Source organism: Pseudarthrobacter siccitolerans (genome assembly GCF_001046895.1).
Classification (GTDB): domain Bacteria; phylum Actinomycetota; class Actinomycetes; order Actinomycetales; family Micrococcaceae; genus Arthrobacter; species Arthrobacter siccitolerans.
In genome coordinates this window covers 332,548-351,051 of record NZ_CAQI01000044.1, presented here as the reverse complement: position 1 = coordinate 351,051, position 18,504 = coordinate 332,548, and the positions used below count along the sequence as shown (strand labels likewise).

Below are 18,504 nucleotides of genomic sequence, written 5' to 3'. Positions count from 1 at the left end.
GCCCGGCAACCAACTAAGGAGACACCCAAATGGTCTTTGGGCTCGGCAGGAAAGCCAAGAAGGAACAAGCAGCCGAACCGGACGAACTGTCGCCTGCAGCGGGGACCGCGGAGGAGGCGAAGGACAGTTCAGGCAGCCGCTCGAACGGCCCTTTCGATGAGTCCGAAATCAGCAGCCGTGACGGCTATGTTGACCTCGGCGCCCTCCTGATCACTCCCAGCGAGGGGCTCCAGCTCCGGCTCGAGGTGGAAGAAGCCACCCAGCGCGTCGTCGCGGTCACCATGGACCTGAACGGCTCCAGCCTCCAGCTGCAGGCCTTCGCAGCCCCCAAGAGCGAGGGCCTCTGGGACGAGATCCGGGAACAGATCGGCCAGTCCGTGGGCGTCCAGGGCGGCCAGGTTGAGGAGATCGAAGGTCCCTTCGGCACCGAGCTGGTGGCGAAACTGCCTGCGGGCCTGCCGGACGGCAGCCAGGGCTACCGGGTGGCCCGGTTCATTGGCGTGGACGGCCCCCGCTGGTTCCTGCGCGGCGTCCTGGGCGGTGCCGCAGCGCTGGAACGGCCGGCGGCGGAACCGCTCGAAGCACTCTTCCGGCAAGTGGTGGTGATCCGGGGAGACAACCCCATGCCGCCGCGGGACCTGCTGCAGCTGCGCCTGCCCAAGGACGCCACCGCTACGCCGCCGCCCGCCGCACCATCACTGCAGGAACCTGAACGTGGTCCTGAAGTCACCCAGATTGGCTGATATCGCATCAGGGGGAGCCCCGTTGGGCCACAGCGGCGACATCCCCCTCAGCCAGTTGCCGGTCAAGGGACGGGTCGTTTGCCGCGGATGGATCGAATCCGTGACGTATGTGCCCACAGACCAGACCGCGGAGTTCAGCGCCATAGTGTCCGACGCCGATGCCCGGCACCGCGCACCAGGCGCCGCGGCCGGACGCACTGCCAGGCTCCGGGTGATATGGCTGGGACGGCGGCGCGTACCGGGAATCGACGCAGGCACCGAGGTGCGGCTCGAAGGAATGCTCTCCTCGGTGCAGGGCCTGCCCACCATGTTCAACCCCCGCTACGAAATACTGTCCCGCCAGGAGGACGAATGACCGTGCCCGATCCCAGCCCTTCCACCGGTCCCGGACAGAACGGCCAGCCCGCCGGCCCTGCCGGAAAGGCGCCCGAGGGGCAGGAACCGGCCGACGGACAAACATCGTCGCCGATGGCAGGCCTTGCGGCCGACTATGCCGCCAAGGCAGGGCTGCACCGGACGCACGACGGGCGGGTTGACGTACTGCGCAGTGCGGGCGGAGTCCAGGGTATTGCCGAAAGCATCCTGCCGGGCCTGGTGTTCCTGGTGGCGTACACCATCAGCCAGGACCTCACTGTTTCCCTGGTGGCCGCTTTGGCCGCCGCCGCGGCGTTCACCGTGGTCAGGCTGGTGCAACGGCGCCCCCTGACACAGGCTTTGGCCGGCGTGGTGGGCGTGGGCATTTCCGCCTGGCTCGCCAACACCACCGGCAAGGCTGAGGACTTCTACCTGCCGGGCTTTTTCACCAACGCGGCCTACATCCTGGCGATGGTGATCTCGATCCTCGCCAAATGGCCGGTGGCCGGGCTGCTCTTCGGTTTTATACGGAACGAGGGCCTGGACTGGCGCAAGGACCCCGCACGGCTCAAGGCGTACCGGCTTGGCACCTGGATCATCGTCGGCGTCCTGGTGCTCCGGCTTGTGGTGCAGGTCCCGCTCTACCTCATGGGGCCCGAAGGGCTGGCCGCCCTCGCCACCACCAGGCTCATCATGGGCGCTCCGCTGTACATCCTGGGCATTTGGATCGCCTGGCTCATCACCAGGCCGGCACCGGCGGGCATTGGCGCAGGGGATGGCTCAGCCTCCACGGACGAAAGAGCCCGCGACTAGCCGTCGACCGGAGCCAGCCCCTTGACCAGAACTGGGAGTAGGCCGGAACTAGCCGTCGAATCCGTCGTCCTCCGGGGCCTGCTGCTCCGTATGTCCGGTAGCAGCGTCAACCCGGGGCCGGGGCGGTTCCAAGGAATCGGGGGAGAGCAGGGCACGCAGCTCGTCCTCCGCGGCAATGGTGGTGACGAAGAACAGTTCATCGCCGCCGTCAATGACGTCGTCGCGGCTGGGGGTGATCGGTGCATGGTCGCGCAGGATGGCCACCAGGGTGGAGTCCTCGGGCCATTGGATATCGCCCACAGTACTTCCGATGACGTGCGAATCGTGCGGGACGGTGAACTCCACCAGTGAGGACACTCCGGTCTGGAGGGTCAGCAGCCGGACGAGGTCGCCAATCTCCACAGCTTCCTCCACCAGCGCTGTCATCAGCTGGGGAGTGTTGACCGCAACGTCCACACCCCATGAATCGTTGAACATCCAGTCGTTCTTTGGATTGTTCACCCGGCCCACGGTGCGGCCAACGCCGAATTCGGTTTTTGCCAGCAGGGAGACCACCAGGTTGACCTTGTCGTCGCCGGTGGCCGATACCACTACGTCAGCGTCCTCCACCTTGGCGCCCTGCAGGGTGCTCAGCTCGCAGGCGTCACCCACCAGCCAGTGCGCGCCGCGGAGCCCGCTGCGCCCAATGACCTCCGGCTTGAGGTCGATCAGCAGGATTTCGTGCTTGTGCGCCAGGAGTTCCCGGGCGATGGACGAACCGACACTGCCGGCACCCACAATCACAACTTTCACTGGTACTCCTTGGCGGGTGCTTTGGCGAGGATCTGGGAGACCTGGGCGCTGCGGTCAACCTGCAGCATCGCGTGGACGGTATCGCCGTCCTGGTAGGCGGTACCGGCGTCGGGAAGCAAACCTTCGCCGAAACGGGTGAGGTACGCGATGCGGATGCCGGCAGCCTTTTCGATGCTGCTGATCCGGTGGCCGATCCAGCCGGCGTCGAGGTCCAGTTCGGCCAGGACCAGGCGTCCTGAAGGCTCCCGGAAGTCACCGGCCAGGTGCTGTTCGGGAAGGATGCGCCGCAGTACCTGGTCCGCGCTCCAGCGGACGGCCGCCACTGTGGGGATGCCCAGGCGCTGGTAGATTTCGGCCCGGCCGGGATCATAGATCCGGGCCACGACATGGGGAACGTGGAAGGTCTCGCGGGCAACGCGGGTGGCCAGGATGTTGGAATTGTCTCCGCTGGAGACTGCGGCGAAGGCGTACGCTTCGGCGACGCCGGCCTGCTTGAGGGTGTCCCGGTCGAAGCCCACTCCAGTGACTTTGCGGCCCGTGAAGCCTTGGCGGAGCCTGCGGAAAGCGCGGTCGTCCTGGTCGATGATGGCCACGGAATGCCCGGCATCTTCAAGGGTGTGCGCCAGCGTGGCCCCCACCCGGCCACATCCCATGATCACGAAATGCGCCACCAGTATCTCCTCTGTTTCTTTCCCGTTCGTCCTGCCGCTAGAACTCTACCGTCAGCGCCCGGGATGCCGCTGTTCACCGGCCGTCATGACACAGCCCGGGAATCAGACTAGCTTTGTGGGGTGCTGACAATATTCAACGCGGTCAAGCGCGTGCTGGTGGGACGGCCGTTCCGGAATGACCGGATGGGCCACACCTTGCTCCCGAAAAAGATCGCGCTTCCGGTTTTCGCGTCGGACGCGCTGTCATCCGTAGCCTACGCGCCGGACGAAATCCTGTTGACCCTGGCGCTTGCGGGGGTCAGTGCCGTGGCGTTCTCACCCTGGGTGGGCCTGGCCGTGATGGTGGTGCTGCTGACAGTCGTGGCCTCCTACCGGCAGAATGTCCACGCGTACCCTTCCGGCGGCGGCGACTACCAAATTGCCAACGAAAACCTGGGCAAGTACGCCGGCCTGACCGTTGCATCGGCCCTCCTGGTGGATTACGTGCTCACTGTGGCCGTGTCCATGTCCTCGGCGGCGACATACCTCACCACGGCGGTCCCGTCGCTCCATGGCCGGCAGGCGACCATTGCCGCCATCGGCGTTGTCATCCTCGCCCTGGTCAACCTGCGCGGCATCAAGGAAGCCGGCAGCCTGTTCGCGGTGCCCACGTACATCTTTATGGCATCCATTTTCGGCATGACCGCCGTCGGCATCTTCCAGGCTGCCACCGGGCAGCTGGGAGAGGCGCCGTCCGCTGCCTTCACCATCGTCCCCGCCGCCGGCTTCGACGAAGGGCTGGTGGGCCTGGCCGGGGCCTTCCTGCTCCTGCGCGCCTTCTCCTCCGGCGCCGCGGCACTCACCGGGGTGGAGGCCATCAGCAACGGCGTTCCGAATTTCAAGGCGCCCAAGAGCAAAAACGCCGCCACCACGCTGCTGCTCCTGGGCGTCATCGGCGCGGCCATGCTGGCGGGCATCATCTACCTGGCCAACGCCACCAAAGTCCATATTGTGCTGGACCCGGCCACAGAGTTCCTCCTGAACGGCAGCCCGCTGCCCGAGGGGTACATCCAGAACCCGGCCATCAGCCAGATCGCCCAGACCATCTTCGGCCCGGGCTCCATCCCGTTCTACATCGTGGTGGCCGCCACGGGCGTGATCCTGGTGTTTGCCTCGAATACCGCGTTCAACGGTTTCCCGGTCCTGGGCTCCATCCTCGCCCAGGACGGCTACCTTCCGCGCCAGCTCCGCACCAGGGGCGACCGGCTCGCCTTCAGCAACGGCGTCCTGGCCCTCGCCGCCGGCGCCCTGGTGCTGATCATCGCGTTCAACGCCGATGTCACAAAACTTATCCAGCTCTACATCGTGGGCGTCTTTATCTCTTTCACCGCCAGCCAGTTGGGCATGATCCGGCACTGGGGCAGGGAACTGAAACTGGCCAGGGACAAGGCAGTGCGGCGCCGGATGGCGAAATCCCGGGCCATCAACACCGTAGGCTTCGGTATGACCGCCCTGGTGCTGGTGATTGTCCTGATCACCAAGTTCGAGCAGGGCGCCTGGATTGCGCTGCTGGCCATGTTCGTGCTCTTCCTGATCATGTGGAGCATCCGGGCGCACTACGACAACGTGGCCAGGGAACTGGCAGTGGATGCGGATTCCTCGCCGCGCGCCCTGCCCACCCGCGTCCATGCCGTCCTCCTGGTGTCCCACGTCCGCAAGCCCGTCCTCCGGGCCCTGGCCTACGCCCGGGCGTCCCGGCCGTCGCGGCTGGACGCCATCACCGTGGACATCGATCCCGAGGAAACGGCACACACCGTGGCCGACTGGGAAAGGCTCGACATTCCGGTGCCGCTGACGGTGCTGGCCAGCCCCTACCGGGAGACCGTCACGCCCATCATGGAGTACGTCAAGCAGATGCGGCGGGATTCACCCCGGGACCTCGTGGTGGTCTACATCCCCGAGTACGTGGTGGGTAAGTGGTGGGAGCAACTGGTCCATAACCAGACCGCCCTGCGCATCAAGACCCGGCTGCACTTTGAGCCCGGCGTGATGGTGGCCAGCGTTCCGTGGCAGCTCAAATCATCCGAAGAAGCGAAGAACCTGCAGGACGTGCAATGACCGCAAAGACACAAACCCAGCCGGCACCCACCGGAGAAACCGGCACCGAAGCAGTGCTCGACGTCGGGCCCGTTGCCCATGGCGGCCATTGCGTGGCCAGGCACGAGGGCCGCGTCATTTTTGTCCGCCACGCCATCCCCGGAGAGAAGGTGCGGGCAAGGCTCACCGACGCCGACGACAAGGCCAAGTTCTGGCGGGCCGACGTGGTGGACGTCCTTGAGGCCTCACCGGACCGGGTGGACCATTTCTGGCACCCGGCGGACTCCCGCCGCGCGTGGCGGCACGGCCATCCGCCGGTGGGCGGAGCCGAATTCGGCCACATCGCACTGGCCCGCCAGCGCAGCCTCAAGGCAGATGTGCTCGCCGAACAGCTCCAGCGGCTCGCCGGCGTCGAGCAATTGCCGGACAGCTGGGCAGGCACGTCCGTGGAGGCGGTGGGGGAGGCGTCCGACGGCGGCAGCGGCCTCGGATGGCGGACCCGCGCGAGCTTCTCGGTCACCCCAGGCGGCAAACTGGGGATGCACGCCCACCGTTCCGGGCACATCATCCCGGTCAGCGAAATGCCGCTGGCCATCGACGCTATCAACACCCTGCGCCTGTGGGACATCGACCTGCAGGGCGTGGAGCGGGTGGAAGTGGCAGCGCCGGCTAACGGCTCCCGCCCGCTGGTGCTGTTGGCGCCGGCGGAGGGCACCAAACCCAAACGGCTCAGGGCCATCGCCGCCCAGCTGCCCGACGACGTATCCGTTGCGGCTTTTGATCCCGTCACAGAGGCCGTTGAACAAATACGCGGACGGCTGTGGGTGCAGGAATCAGCCGCCGGCCACGACTACCGGGTGACCGGCGCCGGATTCTGGCAGATCCACCGCGACGCGCCCGAAACACTTGTGGGGACCGTCACAGAATTCCTGCAGGGCGGCGGCTTCCTCAACCCCGGGGCCGTGGTGGCGGACCTGTATGCCGGAGCAGGCCTTTTTACGGCGGTCCTGGCCGACGCGGTGGGCGAAACCGGCTCCGTCCTGTCGGTGGAAGGCGCACCGGGAACCAGCCGGGACGCGCGAAAGAACCTGCACGCGGCACCGCAGGTGGAGGTCGTCCAGGGCCGCGTCGAACGCGTCTTGCGCCAGAAAACACGGGACTTCGACGCCCTTCTGCTGGACCCGCCGAGGGCAGGGGCCGGGAAAGCGGTGGTGGGCCAGCTTGTTGACTCGCACCCCCGTGCCGTTGCCTACGTATCCTGCGACCCGGCGTCGTTCGCCCGCGACGTGGGGTACTTCCGGAAGGCCGGCTGGGAGCTCAAGGCCCTCCGGGCCTTCGACCTCTACCCCCACACGCATCACCTGGAGACGGTTGCCCTGCTGACTCCAGGTCCCTGAGGCCGCTTCGTATTTCGACTACTATGGCGGTAGTAGTCCCACGTCGCGCTCCGTATCCACGGCCGGCCGTGTGCAATTTTCAGGCCCTGAATAGTTAGGGCCTCCTAACTAGCAGGCGGTCAACCGCGCGACAAAGATGAAACTGTTGCGAGAGGAGTCCTGCGATGAGCACTGTGGACAGCTTCGGTTCAAAAGGCAAACTTAATGTAGCCGGAACCGAATACGAAATTTTCCGGTTGAACTCCGTTGAAGGTGCAGAAAACCTTCCGTTCAGCCTCAAGGTATTGCTTGAAAACCTGTTGAGGACCGAGGACGGCGCGAATATCACTGCCGATCACGTCCGCGCCTTGGCAGGCTGGGATCCCAACGCCCAGCCCGATACAGAAATACAGTTCACGCCTGCACGCGTGATCATGCAGGACTTCACCGGCGTTCCCTGCGTGGTTGACCTGGCGACGATGCGTGAAGCGGTCAAGGAACTGGGCGGCGACCCCAAGCGGGTCAACCCGCTGGCACCTGCCGAAATGGTCATTGACCACTCGGTCCAGATCGATGCCTTCGGCAACTCCGGCGCACTGGAGCGCAACATGGAGATCGAATACCAGCGCAACGGGGAGCGTTACCAGTTCCTGCGCTGGGGCCAGACGGCATTCGATGACTTCAAGGTGGTCCCGCCGGGAACCGGCATCGTCCACCAGGTCAATATCGAATACCTGGCCCGCACCGTCATGACCCGCGAAGTTGACGGCGTGGTCCGCGCCTACCCCGACACCTGCGTCGGTACCGATTCACACACCACTATGGTCAACGGCCTGGGCGTGCTCGGCTGGGGCGTCGGCGGCATCGAAGCCGAGGCCGCCATGCTTGGCCAGCCCGTTTCCATGCTGATCCCGCGCGTTGTGGGCTTCAAGCTCAGCGGCAGCATCCCGGCCGGCGCCACGGCAACCGACGTGGTGCTGACCATCACCGAAATGCTGCGCAAGCACGGCGTGGTGGGCAAGTTCGTGGAGTTCTACGGCGAAGGCGTCGCGGCTGTGCCGCTGGCCAACCGCGCCACCATCGGCAACATGAGCCCGGAATTCGGTTCCACGGCCGCCATGTTCCCGATCGACGACGTCACCCTGGACTACCTGCGCCTCACCGGCCGCTCCGAGCAGAACGTTGCGCTCGTTGAGTCCTACGCGAAGGAACAGGGCCTCTGGCACGATGCCTCCCGCGACATCAAGTTCTCCGAGTACCTGGAACTGGACCTGTCCACGGTTGTTCCGTCCATCGCCGGCCCCAAGCGCCCGCAGGACCGCATCGAACTCACCGAGGCCAAGGACGAGTTCCGCCACGACCTGAAGAACTACGTCTCGCACGATGCCGACGCCGGTACCTTGGACGAATCGCTCGAGGAGACCTTCCCGGCCTCTGACTCGCCCTCCTTCACCAGCGGCGCAACCCACGTCTCCGACACTGACCGCGAGCCCCCGAAGTACTCGGCAGGGCACGGCGGAGCGGGCCGCATCACCAAGCCGGTGCCCGTGAAGATGGCCGACGGACGCGAATTCGAACTGGACCACGGTGCAGTCACCATCGCTTCCATCACCTCCTGCACCAACACGTCCAACCCCTCGGTCATGCTGGCCGCCGCGGTCCTGGCACGCAACGCCGTGGACAAGGGCCTCACGTCCAAGCCGTGGGTCAAGACGTCCGTTGCACCCGGCTCCAAGGTAGTCACCGACTACTACGAGAAGTCCGGCCTGACCCCCTACCTGGAGAAGCTTGGCTTCTACATCGTGGGCTACGGCTGCGCCACCTGCATCGGCAACTCCGGTCCGCTGGAAACCGAAGTCTCGGAGGCCATCCAGGCCAACGACCTCGCCGTCGCGGCCGTCCTCTCGGGCAACCGCAACTTCGAAGGCCGCATCAACCCGGACGTCAAGATGAACTACCTGGCCTCCCCGCCGCTGGTCATCGCTTACGCCCTGGCCGGTTCCATGGACTTCGATTTCGAAACCGACGCCCTGGGCCAGGACCAGGCCGGCAACGATGTCTTCCTGAAGGACATCTGGCCCAACCCGGTTGAGGTCCAGCAGGTCATCGATTCCTCGATCGACAAGGACATGTTCGCCAAGGGCTACGAGGGCGTCTTCGACGGCGACGACCGCTGGAAGGCACTCGACACCCCCGCCGGTGACACCTTCGCCTGGGATCCGAACTCCACCTACGTCCGGAAGCCCCCGTACTTCGAGGGCATGAAGGCGCAGCCGGAGCCGGTCAAGGACATCGCGGGCGCACGCGTGCTCCTGAAGCTGGGCGATTCGGTCACCACCGACCACATCTCCCCGGCCGGTTCCTTCAAGTCCGACACCCCCGCCGGACAGTACCTGCTGGCCAACGGCGTGGAGCGCAAGGACTTCAACTCCTACGGTTCCCGCCGCGGCAACCACGAGGTGATGATCCGCGGAACGTTCGCCAACATCCGCATCAAGAACCAGATCCTGGACGGCGTCGAAGGTGGCTTCACCCGCGACTTCACGCAGGAAGGCGGCCCGCAGGCCTACGTCTACGACGCTGCCCAGAACTACCAGGCAGCCGGCACCCCGCTGGTGGTCCTGGCGGGCAAGGAATACGGTTCCGGCTCCTCCCGTGACTGGGCTGCCAAGGGTACCGCCCTGCTGGGCGTCAAGGCTGTCATCGCCGAAAGCTACGAGCGTATCCACCGCTCCAACCTGATCGGTATGGGCGTCCTGCCGCTGCAGTTCCCGGCCGGCGAATCGGCTGCGACTTTGGGCCTGACCGGCACGGAAACGTTCTCCGTTGAGGGCGTCACCGCCCTGAACGAGGGCACCACGCCGAAGACCCTCAAGGTCACCGCCATCGCCGAAGACGGGTCCGCAAAGTCCTTCGACGCCGTGCTCCGCATCGATACCCCGGGTGAAGCGGACTACTACCGCAACGGCGGCATCCTGCAGTACGTGCTGCGCCAGATCTCCGCAAACTAGCGGTTTCTACCCAGCAGGCAGCAGCATCCGAAGCCCCGGCCGGTCACCGACCAGCCGGGGCTTCGGCTTTGTATCCGGGCTTTGCAGGCGGGTCTGGTCCTGCGGACCGAGGCGTTAGAGTTAAACGGCATGTCTACCACCCGAAGGAGGGGTCATTGGGAATCTTGGACACCATCCGGAATCCGCAGGACCTGAACGAGTTGTCCGAAGAACAGCTGAACCAGCTGGCTTCGGAGATCAGGGACTTCCTGATCACAAACGTCTCCCAGACGGGCGGGCACCTCGGACCAAACCTCGGCGTCGTGGAACTCACGCTGGCCGTGCACCGCATCTTCGACTCGCCCCGTGACAGCATCGTTTTTGACACCGGACACCAGTCCTACGTCCACAAACTCCTGACCGGGCGCCAGGACTTCAGCACCCTCCGGCAGGAAGGCGGCCTCTCCGGCTACCCGGACCGGGCCGAGTCCGAGCACGACATCGTGGAAAGCTCCCACGCCTCCTCCTCGCTGTCCTGGGCTGACGGGATCTCCCGTGCCCGCCAGCTGACCGGCGAAGGCGACCGGCACGTCGTCGCTGTGGTGGGAGACGGCGCACTGACCGGCGGCATGGCCTGGGAGGCCATCAACAACATCGCGGCCGACAAGCGGCGCCGCGTGGTCATCGTGGTCAATGACAATGGCAGGTCCTACGCTCCAACAGTCGGCGGCTTTGCCGACTACCTCGCCTCCCTGCGCCCCACCATTGACTCCTTCCGCGCTACCCCGGCCTACGAACGCGCCCTGGACTGGTGGAAGAAAAAGCTGCAAAACGGCGGACCCGTGGGCCAGTTCACCTACAAGAGCCTGCATGCCATGAAGAAGGGCATTAAGGACTGGTGGGCCCCGCAGGGCATGTTCGAGGACCTCGGCATGAAGTACATCGGCCCCGTGGACGGCCACAACCTCCAGGCCATGGAGCACGCCCTCGCCACGGCCAGGAATTATGCCGGCCCGGTCATTGTCCACGCCATGACCGAAAAGGGGCACGGGTACGCCCCGGCCCGTGCGCACGAGGCTGACCAGTTCCACGCGGTCGGCATTATCGACCCCGAAACCGGCGAGCCCACGGGTACCGCCGGCGCCAAATCCTGGACCTCCGTTTTCGCTGACGAAATCGCCGCCATCGCCGATGAACGCAAAGACGTGGTGGGCATCACCGGCGCCATGCTCATCCCCGTGGGCCTGCACAAGTTCGCCGCCCGGCACCCGGACCGCGTGATCGACGTCGGCATCGCCGAACAGCACGCCCTGACCTCAGCGGCCGGCATGGCCTTCGGCGGGCTCCACCCCGTCGTGGCCGTGTACGCAACCTTCCTCAACCGTGCCTTTGACCAGCTCCTGATGGACGTCGCCCTGCACAAGGCCGGCGTCACCATCGTCCTGGACCGCGCCGGCGTCACGGGCCCGGACGGTGCCAGCCACCACGGCATGTGGGACATGTCCATGGTCCAGATCGTCCCCGGCCTCCACCTGGCCGCGCCCCGCGATGCCAGCAGGCTGCGCGAGGAACTCCGCGAGGCAGTGGCCATCAGCGACGCTCCCTCGGTGGTCCGCTACTCCAAGGGATCAGTGGGCGCCGAAGTGGAGGCGCTGGAACGCCTGAGCGACGGCGTGGACGTCCTCTCGCGCCGGCCCTCCGGATCCACCGAGAACGACGTACTGATTATCTCCGTGGGCGCCATGTCAGAGCTGGCACTGGATGTCTCCAACCGGCTCGGCGCGCAGGGCATCAGCACCACCGTGGTGGACCCGCGCTGGGTGCTTCCGGTTCCGCCGTCCATCATCGCGCTGGCGTCGCACCACCGCCTGGTGATCTGCATCGAGGACGGTGTGCGTGCCGGCGGCGTGGGCTCCCGCATCCGGCAGGAGATGCGCGCCGCCGGTGTGGACACTGCCCTGAACGAGGTGGGCCTGCCGGTCGAATTCCTGGACCACGGAACCCGCAACCAGGTACTGGAACGCGTGGGGCTGACGGCCCAGCAGATTGCGCACGACGTCGTAGCCCAGGTGCTGGGGACAAAGGTCCCCTTTGCGCGTCCCCTGCCGGGCCAGCAGCATCCCACCACCGGCAGCCTTCCGATCCTGTGAGGGGAGAGGACCTACTGAAGTACCCGGGCGTTGTGGGGGAGCCTGCAGGAGAAAGGCAGCCCGGCCCCGCACGTGAACCACAGGCGCTTGAACCCGGCCACCTGGTGGTGGCCCGGAACCGCAAATGGAACGGCAAAGCGCACTGGGTTGTTCCCGGGCGCTACCTGGGCGAGGACCGGCACGGCTGGTGGATCTTCCAGGGAACCAACGAATTCTGCTCCCGGCCCGGTGCCGCGTTCTACACAAAATCGGACGCGGTCCTCCTGATACCCCGCGAAGGCGACTGGGTGGCCACGTTTTACGACGACGCCCACCCTGGCGGCGTGCGGATCTACATCGACCTGGCCGTGGCGCACGAATGGAACCCCATCCGGCCCACCGTCACGGAATTCCACGTCATCGACATGGACCTGGACGTGGTGCGGACAGCAGACCGGGGCGTGTTCATCGACGACGAGGACGAGTTCGCCGAACACCGCGTGGCCATGGACTACCCGGCAAGCCTGGTGGAATCCCTCGAGGCCTCCGCCGGGCAGCTTTACCAGGCCGTGAAGGCGGAGCAGGCACCCTTCGACGGCACCGACGTTGAATGGTTTACAAAGGGACGGTTATGAGCGGAATTGTCAGGGTCTACAAGCGCGACGACGAGGGAACGCTCCACTTCCGCGAAGCCTGGTTCGATGAGGACTACGAGCAGTTCGTGATGAACTACGGTGTGGTGGGCCACCAGAGCAAGACTGAGGAAACCGATGTGCCGGACGCGGCGGCCGCCGAAGGACTCCTGGACGCATTTGCGGTCCAGTGCGCCGAGGACGGCTACGCCGAGATCCCGGAGGAGGAGCAGTTCTGGGTGGTGGCCCAGTTCGCCCTCAAGACCAGGGAGGGCACTGAGCGGGACCGCTACCTGGAGGAAAAGGCCAAGGACGCCCTGATCAGCCACCTGGCCTGGCGGGGGCTTGGCACGGTGGAACGCACCGAATTCACCGACTTCAGACTCAACATCTTCTGCCTGTGCCCCGAGGTCAACAAAGCCGTCAGCGCCATCAAGGTATGCGCGCGGAACGAGGACCTGGACTTCACCAAGCTCAGCATCGGCGCGGCCCCGCACGGCGATCCGCAGAACTTCAAGCTCAAGCACTCAGCAAAGCCCGCCAACACCTTCAGCCTTTAGGAGTTCCGTGACCACCTACCGCCGCGTCGGAAAATCCGGCCTGACCGTTTCCACGGTGGGCCTGGGCTGCAACAACCTCGGCCGGGCCAACACCCCGACCGAATCGCAGGAGGCTACCGACGCCGTGGTCAACGCTGCGGTGGACGCCGGAATCACGCTGTTCGACGTTGCCGATACCTACGGCAGGGAACCCGGGCTCAGCGAAACAATGCTCGGCAAGGCGCTCGGCGCCCGGCGGGCCGACGTCGTGGTTGCTACAAAATTCGGTATGGACATGAAAGGCGCGAGCGGCCCGGACTTTGGTGCCCGCGGTTCGCGCCGCTACATCCTCCAGGCGGTGGAAGCCTCGCTGCGCCGGCTGGGCACCGAATGGATCGACCTGTACCAGTTCCACACGCCGGACCCGCTGACCCCCATCGACGAAACCCTGTCCGCCCTGGACACCCTGGTCACCAGCGGCAAGGTCCGCTACATCGGCCACTCCAATAGGGCCGGGTGGCAGATAGCGCAGGCGGAGTACGTTGCCCGCGAACTCGGAGGCGCACGCTTCATCTCCACCCAGAACCACTACAACCTCCTGGACCGGCGGGCTGAGCTTGAGGTCACCCCGGCGGCGGAGGAGTTCGGCCTGGGCGTCCTTCCCTATTTCCCCCTGGCCAACGGCCTGCTGACCGGCAAGTACGCTCCGGGGCATGCGCCGGACGGCTCGCGGCTCAGCCACACGCGCAAGCACATGGTCCACGAGGCCGACTGGGACCAGCTGGGCAGGTTCAGCAGCTTCGCCAAAGAACGCGGCCTGAGCGAAATCCAGGTGGCCTTCTCCTGGCTGGCAGCCCAGCCCTCTGTTGCCAGCGTTATCGCCGGGGCCACCAGGCCGGAACAAGTGCAGCAAAACGCTGAAGCTGCGGACTGGATCCCCTCCGAAAAGGACCTCGCGGAGCTGGACGGCATTTTCCCCGCAGCGCCCAAGGTGGCGCTCTTTTAGGGCCGGCATGACAGCCTTCCTGCTGGACGTGGACACGGGCATCGATGACGCCCTGGCCCTCGCCTACCTTGCCGCCCTGCCGGACTCGGAGTTCGTCTCCGTCACCGCCACGCCCGGAAACGTGGACGCGGACCAAGTGGCGCGCAACACCCTGGCCCTGCTGGAGCAGTGCGGCCGGCCGGGAGTGGAAGTGGCCGTCGGGGCGCGCAAACCGCTGGCCATACCGCTGCTGACCACCCCCGAAACCCACGGCCCGCAAGGCATCGGATACGCGGTCCTGCCGGAACCCGAAGGCACTGTTTCGGTGCGGAACGCCGTGGACCTGTGGGTTGAGCACGCCCGGGCACGGCCGGGGGAGCTCACCGCCCTCATCACCGCACCCCTGACCAACTTTGCGCTGGCCCTGCGGAAGGAACCGCGGCTGCCTGAGCTGCTCGCGAAAGTCGTCATTATGGGCGGCAGCTTCTACCACCAGGGCAACACAACGCCCACCGCGGAGTGGAACACCCACGTTGACCCGCACGCGGCCAAGGAGGTCTATGCCGCCTTCCAGGGCAGGCCGCTGGAAAAGCTCCCCATCGTCTGCTCCCTGGACACCACCGAGCGGATGGAACTGCACCCGGAGCATGTCCGGCAGCTGGCGGAGGCTGCTGGTGCCACAGTTTCCGAACTGGTCCTGCCCGACCAGCCGGAAGGCCTGCGCAGCACCTCGGACAATACCCTGGTGCGGCACTTGTCCGACGCCCTGCGGTTCTACTTCGAATTCCACCGCCACTATGACCAGGGCTACCTGGCCCACGTCCACGACTACTTCGCGGCAGGCGTGGCCGCGGGCACGCTGGACTTCGAGGCCCGGCCCGCCAGCGTGGACGTGGAAACCGGTTCACAGATGCTGATGGGCACTACTGTGGCCGACTTCCGCGGCCTCTGGGGAGTACCGCCGAATGCCCGGGTGGTGTCCGCAAACCATCCGGAAGCCGCCTTCCGGGAGCTGGTGTCCGCCGTCGGAAGCCTGGCACGGCGGCTGGGCTGAGACGGCGCGGTTGGGGGAGCACCGCGGTAGAATTGTCCGCGGACCGGACAGGCGCAGGCTGCCTGCCGGCCGCTGCCGAGGTGACATAAGCAGCGCTTCCTCCGGCCCGGGCTTCCCGGGCCGTCCGTGCGCACCCTGAAGGAACTCCATGTCATCGCACTCCCTGACGTTGCCCGCCACGTCACCTGCCGCCGCCCGTAAACGCCGGCTGCTGGAAATCCTCGGCGCCCTGGCCATCGCCGGCACCTACCTCTACCTGGTCCTCAACCAGCCCACTGACATTACCGGCGGACCGGGAAGCGCCTCAGCCCTGATCGCACTGTCCGGTTTCCTGGCCGGCGCCATCCTGCTCATCGTGGCTGTCCTGCCCACCCTGCCGACGTCCACCCTGGTGCTGATTCCCGTCGCACTGGTGCTCAACATCGTCCTGGGCCAGTTCGTGGGCAGCACCTTGGTGCCGTTCTACCTTGACGCGATCGGCACCGTACTGGTGGCAGTCCTCGCCGGCCCCGCGGCGGGGGCGGCAACCGGCGCACTGAGCAGCATTGTCTGGTCCTTCTTCAACCCCACCGTGCTGCCCTTCGCCGCCGGGGCCGCGCTGATCGGCTGCCTCGCCGGCCTTGCCGCCCGCTACGGACTCTTCCGCCGCTTCTACCTGGCACCCGTGGCCGGATTCGTCACCGGCATCATCGGCGGAGTGGTCTCCGCCCCGGTGGCCGCCTTCGTCTTCGGCGGCACCTCCGGCGTTGCCACCGGTGCCATCGTGAGCGCCTTCCGTTCCATGGGGGACAGCCTCCTGGCAGCCATCACCAAGCAGGCCCTGATCTCGGACCCCATGGACAAAGCCATCGTGTTCGCCGCCGTGGCCTTGCTCATCTACGCCCTGCCCCGCCGCGCCAGCCTGCAGTTCCCGTTTGTCCGGCGGCACCGCGTGCTGGCCGGCAAGGCTCCGGAACAGGGCGCCTGACCGCCTCCTGATGCGATTACATCCGCTGACCTCCCTGGCGGCCGCCGGCAGTACGGCAATCATTACGACGGCGGCGGCGTACCTGCCGCTGTCGCTCGCCGTGATCATGGCGGCAGCGGGCCTCGCGGCCTGGGCCGGTACGCTCCGCAGGCTCCTGCCCGCGGCAGCTGCCATCCTGGTGCCGCTGTGCTTGTCGCTGCTGGTGCTGCATGGCCTGTTTTTCCCGGAGGGCCGCACCGTGCTGGCCGAGTGGGGGCCGGCGCGGGTAACCTCCGAAGGAGTTTCCTTCGCACTCCAGCGTGCCGCGCAGCTTTCCGCCGCGGTCCTTGTCCTCCTGGTGTTCTCCTTCAGCGTGAGCGTTCCGGACCTGGCCGCGGCGTTATCGGCCAAAGGGGTGCACGGGCGGTTTGCCTTCGTGCTGGCGTCCACCCTCACCTTGCTGCCTGCCATTACCTCCCGGCTTGAGCGCATCCGCCAGGCCCAGGAAGCACGCGGACTGGTGATCCGGCGCGGGCTCCGGGCCCGGGCCGCAGCGTTCCACCTGCAGGCAGTGCCCCTGGTGTCCGCCCTGGTGGAGGACGCCGCACTCCGCGCCGCCGCCCTTGACGCCCGCGGTTTTGGCAGCGCTGGCCCGCGGACCAGCTACCGCGACGTTCCGGACCGGCCGTGGGAACGGGGGCTCCGGATTGTCCTGCTGCTGGCCGCCGCCATGACGGTGGCCGCGCGGTTACTCCCGGCGGGAGCCTAGGTGGCATCCAACACGATCCTCGCCGCCCGCATCGCCGGCTTCGCTTTCCACGACGACGATGCGCCGGTCCTCCACAACGTGCATCTCTCCTTTGAACCCGGAACCTTTACGGCAATCCTGGGGCCGTCCGGCTGCGGCAAATCCACTCTCGGCCGGATCCTGGCGGGCTGGCTTCCGCCGGGACCTGGCGGGCGGTTACTCGGCCAGTTGACGCTTGCCGGAACCAGGCTGCAGTTTCGGGGCGCGCCAGATGATCCACGCATCGACCCGGCGCAGTGGGGCCGGCGGGTGGGTTTTGTCCCGCAGGACGCGTCGGCCATCCTGTCCACGGTCCGGGCTACCGTCGCCGAAGAGCTGGCGTTCGGACTGGAAAACGCGGGCGTGGGCCGGACGGCAATGAAGGCCGCCGTGGAACGGACGGCTAATTTGCTTGGCCTTTCCGGGCTGCTGGAGCGCCACCCGGACACGCTCTCCGGCGGCCAATTACGGCGCCTTGCCGTCGGCTGCGCCGTCATCACGGAACCCGACGTGCTGATCATGGATGAGCCCTTCGCTTCCCTGGATGCGGCCGGGGCGGATGAACTGGCAAACCTGGTGGACGCGCTCCTCAGGCGGGGGACCGCCGTCGTGATCCTCAGCCAGGCCATGGACAAGGCGCTCCTTCCGGCTCAACGCTGGACTGTGCTGGACGGCGGCACCGTGACGGCCAGCGGCACCCCGGCTGAACTTACCGAAGCGCCTGGACGGCTGCCCAGCGGCATCCGATGGACCGGCACTGGTGGGCTTGGCACCCGGCCGCAGGCGCGGCAGCAGCCACGGGCGAAGGCCCGGGACACGATCGCTGCCAGGGCCACCCCTGCCCTGGAGCTCCAGCGCGTGGCCTTCGGGTACGCGGACAAGGCGGCGGGCGGCAGGAAGGGCCGCCCAGGCACCGGCGGGGCAGCGGTGGAAAGGCCCGAACAGGTGCTCCGGGGGATCGACCTCAGGGTTATGCCCGGGGAGATCGTTGCCGTCACCGGACCGAACGGGGCGGGGAAATCCACCTTCCTGCGGCACCTTAACGGGTTGCTGCGGCCCACGTCCGGCTCGGTCCTGGTGCACGGCGAGGACATTGCGGGCCGGCCTGTGGGCGAGGTGGCGGCGGCCGTGGGCCTGCTGTTCCAGCACCCGCGGCACCAACTGTTCGAACGGACGGCTGCCCGGGAGGTGCGGTTCGGCCTGGACCGGCGGTTCGGCAGCAGCGAAGGGGCGGCCAGGACCGGGGCCGCACTGGCTGCTGTCGGGTTGTTGAGGGCTGCGGAAGCCCACCCCATCGAGCTCCCGGCGTCGCAGCAACGGCTGCTTGCCCTGGCAACGGTGCTCGCCCGTAAGCCGACGGTCCTGGCCCTGGACGAGCCTACCGTCGCCCTGGACGGGGACGGGCTCCGGCTCCTGGACGCAGCGGTGAAGAACGCAGCAGCGGCGGGTGCCGCCGTCGTCCTCGTCACCCACGACGTGCCCTACGCGCGCTCGGTGGCGGACCGCCTGTTAACGCTCGACGGCGGGCGGCTGGCACCGCACTGACCCCAACCGGGTGCGGCCAATAAACGAAAGGGCTCCGTCCGGAGAAACCCGGACGGAGCCCTTGTGTGATGC

Annotated in this window: 16 protein-coding genes; 14 read left to right on the top strand and 2 right to left on the bottom strand. The window is 66.7% G+C overall.

Annotation, left to right across the window (positions count from 1 at the left end; translation table 11 throughout):
• Window positions 1-29 precede the first annotated feature (29 nt).
• The 3 genes from ARTSIC4J27_RS12380 to ARTSIC4J27_RS12370 are packed head-to-tail and all read left to right on the top strand — an operon-like array spanning window position 30 to window position 1,910.
• Entirely contained in the window at window positions 30-743 is a 714-nt protein-coding gene (locus ARTSIC4J27_RS12380) for a DUF3710 domain-containing protein (protein ID WP_050055472.1), read from the top strand.
• On the top strand, window positions 736-1,098 hold the full coding sequence (locus tag ARTSIC4J27_RS12375; RefSeq protein WP_050055471.1) for a hypothetical protein: 363 nt from the start codon (window positions 736-738) through the stop codon (window positions 1,096-1,098). The genes ARTSIC4J27_RS12380 and ARTSIC4J27_RS12375 overlap by 8 nt, the downstream gene beginning before the upstream one ends.
• Window positions 1,095-1,910, top strand: a complete 816-nt coding sequence (locus ARTSIC4J27_RS12370) for a DUF3159 domain-containing protein (RefSeq protein ID WP_050055470.1) — start codon at window positions 1,095-1,097, stop codon at window positions 1,908-1,910. Before ARTSIC4J27_RS12375 ends, ARTSIC4J27_RS12370 begins: the two co-directional genes overlap by 4 nt.
• 48 nt (window positions 1,911-1,958) lie before the next feature.
• Here the strand turns inward: ARTSIC4J27_RS12370 and ARTSIC4J27_RS12365 are convergent, their stop codons facing one another.
• Window positions 1,959-2,702, bottom strand: coding sequence for a potassium channel family protein (locus ARTSIC4J27_RS12365; RefSeq protein ID WP_050055469.1), 744 nt, complete (start codon window positions 2,700-2,702; stop codon window positions 1,959-1,961).
• On the bottom strand, window positions 2,699-3,373 hold the full coding sequence (locus tag ARTSIC4J27_RS12360; protein ID WP_050055468.1) for a potassium channel family protein: 675 nt from the start codon (window positions 3,371-3,373) through the stop codon (window positions 2,699-2,701). Before ARTSIC4J27_RS12360 ends, ARTSIC4J27_RS12365 begins: the two co-directional genes overlap by 4 nt.
• 120 nt (window positions 3,374-3,493) lie before the next feature.
• On the opposite strand from ARTSIC4J27_RS12360, the gene ARTSIC4J27_RS12355 reads away from it, so the two are divergent.
• From ARTSIC4J27_RS12355 to ARTSIC4J27_RS12305, 11 genes are all read left to right on the top strand, one after another.
• A complete protein-coding gene (locus ARTSIC4J27_RS12355; protein WP_235436654.1) occupies window positions 3,494-5,470 on the top strand; it encodes an APC family permease in 1,977 nt (658 codons plus the stop codon).
• Window positions 5,467-6,846: a class I SAM-dependent RNA methyltransferase gene (locus ARTSIC4J27_RS12350; protein WP_050055467.1), complete on the top strand. Its 1,380-nt coding sequence runs from the start codon at window positions 5,467-5,469 to the stop codon at window positions 6,844-6,846. Before ARTSIC4J27_RS12355 ends, ARTSIC4J27_RS12350 begins: the two co-directional genes overlap by 4 nt.
• 164 nt (window positions 6,847-7,010) lie before the next feature.
• The gene (locus ARTSIC4J27_RS12345) at window positions 7,011-9,836 is read left to right on the top strand and encodes an aconitate hydratase (RefSeq protein WP_050055466.1); all 2,826 of its coding nucleotides are present in this window, start codon (window positions 7,011-7,013) and stop codon (window positions 9,834-9,836) included.
• A 155-nt stretch (window positions 9,837-9,991) separates the two neighbouring features.
• The gene (gene dxs / locus ARTSIC4J27_RS12340; RefSeq protein ID WP_050055465.1) at window positions 9,992-11,965 is read left to right on the top strand and encodes a 1-deoxy-D-xylulose-5-phosphate synthase; all 1,974 of its coding nucleotides are present in this window, start codon (window positions 9,992-9,994) and stop codon (window positions 11,963-11,965) included.
• The gene (locus ARTSIC4J27_RS12335) at window positions 11,962-12,579 is read left to right on the top strand and encodes a DUF402 domain-containing protein (protein WP_083435438.1); all 618 of its coding nucleotides are present in this window, start codon (window positions 11,962-11,964) and stop codon (window positions 12,577-12,579) included. The genes dxs and ARTSIC4J27_RS12335 overlap by 4 nt, the downstream gene beginning before the upstream one ends.
• On the top strand, window positions 12,576-13,136 hold the full coding sequence (locus tag ARTSIC4J27_RS12330; RefSeq protein WP_050055463.1) for a hypothetical protein: 561 nt from the start codon (window positions 12,576-12,578) through the stop codon (window positions 13,134-13,136). Before ARTSIC4J27_RS12335 ends, ARTSIC4J27_RS12330 begins: the two co-directional genes overlap by 4 nt.
• A 7-nt stretch (window positions 13,137-13,143) precedes the next feature.
• Complete coding sequence (locus ARTSIC4J27_RS12325; protein WP_050055462.1) at window positions 13,144-14,121, top strand: aldo/keto reductase; 978 nt, start codon at window positions 13,144-13,146, stop codon at window positions 14,119-14,121.
• Between the two features lie 7 nt (window positions 14,122-14,128).
• Window positions 14,129-15,154 (top strand): nucleoside hydrolase, encoded by a 1,026-nt coding sequence (locus ARTSIC4J27_RS12320; RefSeq protein WP_050055461.1) that lies wholly within the window; start codon window positions 14,129-14,131, stop codon window positions 15,152-15,154.
• 148 nt (window positions 15,155-15,302) lie between these two features.
• Window positions 15,303-16,121, top strand: a complete 819-nt coding sequence (locus tag ARTSIC4J27_RS12315; protein ID WP_050055460.1) for a hypothetical protein — start codon at window positions 15,303-15,305, stop codon at window positions 16,119-16,121.
• A 10-nt stretch (window positions 16,122-16,131) separates the two neighbouring features.
• Window positions 16,132-16,869 carry an energy-coupling factor transporter transmembrane component T gene (locus ARTSIC4J27_RS12310; RefSeq protein WP_050055459.1) on the top strand — a complete coding sequence of 246 codons (738 nt, stop codon included), beginning with the start codon at window positions 16,132-16,134 and terminating at the stop codon, window positions 16,867-16,869.
• Window positions 16,870-18,432, top strand: coding sequence for an ABC transporter ATP-binding protein (locus tag ARTSIC4J27_RS12305; RefSeq protein WP_050055458.1), 1,563 nt, complete (start codon window positions 16,870-16,872; stop codon window positions 18,430-18,432). It begins immediately after the preceding gene.
• Window positions 18,433-18,504: the final 72 nt, after the last annotated feature.